This is a genomic window from Neisseria sp. P0021.S005 (assembly GCF_051956955.1).
The window spans coordinates 1-3,809 of the sequence record NZ_JBQCWY010000284.1; the positions used below are offsets into that span (position 1 = coordinate 1).

At 50.8% G+C, this 3,809-nt stretch carries 3 protein-coding genes; 1 reads left to right on the forward strand and 2 read right to left on the reverse strand.

The features are described 5' to 3' along the window. The first annotated feature begins 55 nt into the window (after positions 1 to 55). Positions 56 to 1,090, forward strand: a complete 1,035-nt coding sequence (gene purM / locus ACTHUE_RS12735) for a phosphoribosylformylglycinamidine cyclo-ligase (RefSeq protein ID WP_070695613.1) — start codon at positions 56 to 58, stop codon at positions 1,088 to 1,090. Positions 1,091 to 1,164: 74 nt separating this feature from the next. Here the strand turns inward: purM and ACTHUE_RS12740 are convergent, their stop codons facing one another. Continuing rightward, positions 1,165 to 2,376, reverse strand: a complete 1,212-nt coding sequence (locus tag ACTHUE_RS12740; protein ID WP_004520375.1) for an acetate kinase — start codon at positions 2,374 to 2,376, stop codon at positions 1,165 to 1,167. 212 nt (positions 2,377 to 2,588) lie between these two features. Beyond that, complete coding sequence (prpF, locus tag ACTHUE_RS12745; RefSeq protein WP_004520374.1) at positions 2,589 to 3,758, reverse strand: 2-methylaconitate cis-trans isomerase PrpF; 1,170 nt, start codon at positions 3,756 to 3,758, stop codon at positions 2,589 to 2,591. Between the last annotated feature and the right edge of the window lie 51 nt (positions 3,759 to 3,809).

Consider the following 3,809-nt stretch of genomic DNA (forward strand, 5'->3'; position numbering starts at 1 on the left):
AATTTAAGATAAAATACGCTCCGACAATCTACCCATACCCGAATAAGGAAATCCAATGAGCACTTCTTTGAGCTATCGTGACGCAGGCGTGGATATCGACGCAGGCGATCAACTGGTCGAAAACATCAAACCTTTTGCCAAGCGTACTATGCGCCCTGAAGTGTTGGGTGATTTGGGCGGTTTCGGCGCTTTGGTCGAAATCGGCAAAAAATACAAAAATCCGGTATTGGTTTCCGGTACGGACGGCGTCGGCACCAAGCTGAAACTGGCATTCGACTGGGACAAACACGATACCGTCGGCATCGATTTGGTTGCCATGAGCGTCAACGACATTTTGGTTCAAGGCGCAGAACCTTTGTTCTTCTTGGACTATTTTGCTTGCGGCAAGCTGGACGTTGCCCGCGCGACTGATGTGATTAAAGGCATTGCCCAAGGCTGCGAAGAATCCGGTTGCGCTTTGATTGGCGGTGAAACTGCCGAAATGCCGGGCATGTATCCCGAAGGCGAATACGACTTGGCAGGTTTTGCCGTCGGCGTGGTTGAAAAAGAACGCGTTATTAACGGCCGCAGCATTCAGGCCGGAGACGTTGTTTTGGGCTTGGCTTCCAACGGTGCACACTCCAACGGCTACTCTTTGGTACGCAAAATCATCGAGCGCGACAATCCTGATTTGGACGCGGAATTCGACAACGGTAAAACTTTGCGCGAAGCCATTATCGCCCCTACCCGCCTGTATGTGAAACCTATCCTTGCCGCTTTGGAAAAATTCACCATTAAAGGCATGGCCCATATTACCGGCGGCGGCATTACCGAAAACGTACCTCGCGTTTTGCCTGAAAATACCGTTGCACAAATCGATGCCAAAGCGTGGGAATTGCCTAAACTGTTCCAATGGCTGAAAAAAGCAGGCAATGTGGAAACCCAAGAAATGTACCGTACATTCAACTGCGGTATCGGCATGGTCGTTATCATTGCTAAAGAAGATGCCGATGCAGTACAGGCATTCTTGAGCGAACAAGGCGAAACCGTTTACCGTTTGGGCGCAGTTCGTGAGCGCAACGGCGACGAACATCAAACCCAAGTGGCTTGATTGAGATGTAATTAAAAAAGTGCGGATGATGAATCCGCACTTTTTATTGTTTATGATCTAGGGGAATCTCCGCCCTAGCCTGCTTCTTCCATAAAGCCGGCTAACTGAGCCGTATCGTGGGCAATCATCAGCTCTTCATTGGTTGGAACAACCAAAACAGCCGGAGAAGAATCGGTCGGGCTGATAATACCTGAATTGCCGTAGCGTTTGTCCATATTGGCTTTGGTGTCGATGTGCAGACCTAAGAAATCCAAATAGGAAACAGTTTTAGCTCGGATATTACGCGAGTTTTCGCCGATACCGCCGGTAAACACGAGTGCATCAATGCCGCCACAAGCTACTGCCATCGAAGCAATGTATTTGGCAAGGCGGTAAGTCATCACTTCCAGAGCCAAGCGTGCGCCTTCATGGCCTTCATCCGCAGCGATTTCCAAAGAACGGCAGTCGTTGGAGAGTTCAGAAATACCGAGCAAGCCTGATTTTTTGTTCAGCATTTCATCAACTTGGGCAACATCCAAACCGGCTTGTGAAGTCAGATAGCTGTACACGCCCGGGTCGATGTCGCCGCAACGGGTACCCATCACCAAGCCTTCAATCGGCGTGAAGCCCATACTGGTGTCAACGGATTTGCCGTTTTTAATGGCGGTAATGGATGCGCCGTTGCCTAAGTGGGCAATAATCATACGGATGTCTTCCAGAGGTTTGCCCAAAATCCGTGCGGCTTCAGGGGCAACGTAACGCATGCTGGTACCGTGGAAACCGTAGCGGCGGAAAGCGTATTTTTTACGCAATTCGCGCGGAACGGCATAAGTGTAGGCACGCTCCGGCATGGTTTGGTGGAACGAAGTATCCATCACGCCGACATTGGGCAGACCCGGGAAATGCTCTTGCGCAGCCAAAATGCCGTTGATATTAGCAGGATTGTGCAGCGGAGCGAGCGGAATGCAGGCATTGAGTTCGTCCATTACTGCTTGATCGATCAAAACAGATTCGCTGTATTTTTCGCCGCCGTGGGCGATGCGGTGGCCGATGGCTTTAATGCGGTCGTGCAGGCCGTGTTTTTCAAGTTCTTTCAGCAACATACCTACTGCACCGGCGTGGTCGTTACGGCCGGTCAAGGCTGTTTGGCATTTTTTGCCGTCTTTGCTGAACGTAATGACTGCTTCGGGCGTACCCAAACGTTCGCCGAGACAGCTTAAGAGAACTTTGCCGTTTTTACGGTCGATAACAGCACCTTTGAGTGAAGAGCTGCCGCAGTTTAGAACAAGAATGAGTTGGTTGGACATGGTGTTTCTCCTTTGATTTTTGATTGTTTTTTTGGCTTCAGGCCGTCTGAAAAGAGCAAAAACATTTGAGAGCTTTTCAGATTGCCTTTGGTTTGATGTTTAGTCAGGCTTTATGCCCAACCATAATCTCCATTGCAGGTATCGCTACCTGACTAAAATCTGCTTATTTGGTTTTCAGACGGCCTTGTTTAGTGCTGCGGCCGTCTGAAAACTTAAAAGCAATCTTCCGGCACTCGGACTTGTCCTTCCATAATCACGCGTGCGCTACGGCTCATGACTGCTTTGGTGGCCGTCCATTGTCCGTCCTGACATTCGGCGGCTGCACCAACGCGCAGTGTGCCTGACGGATGGCCGAAACGGACTTCTTTACGCGCTCCGCCTCCGGCTGCAAGGTTGACCAGCGTACCGGGCACGGCGGCAGCGGTAGCGATGGCGACTGAAGCAGTACCCATCATGGCGTGGTGCAATTTGCCCATGCTCAGTGCGCGTACCAATAAATCGATGTCGGCAGCTTTGACGGTTTTGCCGCTTGAAGCGGTGTAATCGGCCGCAGGGGCGACAAAAGCGACTTTCGGAGTATGGGCGCGGGTAGCGGCTTCGGATACGTCGCTGATTAAACCCATTTTCAGCGCACCATACGCGCGGATGGTTTCAAATTTTTCCAGAGCCGCGGCATCGTTGTTGATATCGTCTTGCAACTCTTTGCCTGTATAGCCCAAATCTGCGGCATTCAGGAAAATGGTTGGAATGCCGGCATTGATAAGCGTGGCTTTCAGACGGCCTATATTCGGCACATCAATTTCATCGACCAAATTGCCGGTTGGGAACATACTGCCTTCGCCGTCGGCCGGATCAAGAAATTCGATTTGTACTTCGGCTGCCGGAAACGTTACGCCGTCAAGCTCAAAATTGCCTGTTTCCAAAACTGCGCCGTTTTGCATCGGTACATGGGCAATAATGGTTTTGCCGATGTTTTTCTGCCAAATTTTGACGGTACACAGGCCGTCTGAAGGGATTTTGTCTTTATCGACCAAGCCTTGCTCGATGGCAAATGCGCCCACGGCGGCAGTCAGATTGCCGCAGTTGCCGCTCCAATCGACAAAAGGTTTGTCGATGGAAACTTGTCCGAACAAGTAATCAACATCGTGATCGGCGCGTTCGGATTTGTCCAAAATTACGGCTTTGCTGGTGGACGAACTGGCATTGCCTAAACCGTCAATCTGTTTGCCGTAAGGGTCGGGGCTGCCGAGTACGCGCAAGAGGATTTTGTCGCGTGCCTCGCCTGCTTCCTGCGCAGCTGCCGGCAGATCGGTGCGTTTGAAGAAAATGCCTTTAGATGTACCGCCGCGGTAGTAAACGGCTGGAATTTTAATTTGCGGCATTTCGAGTTCTCCTTTGTATTTCTAGTATGGTTTTTTCAGACGGCCTCTCAA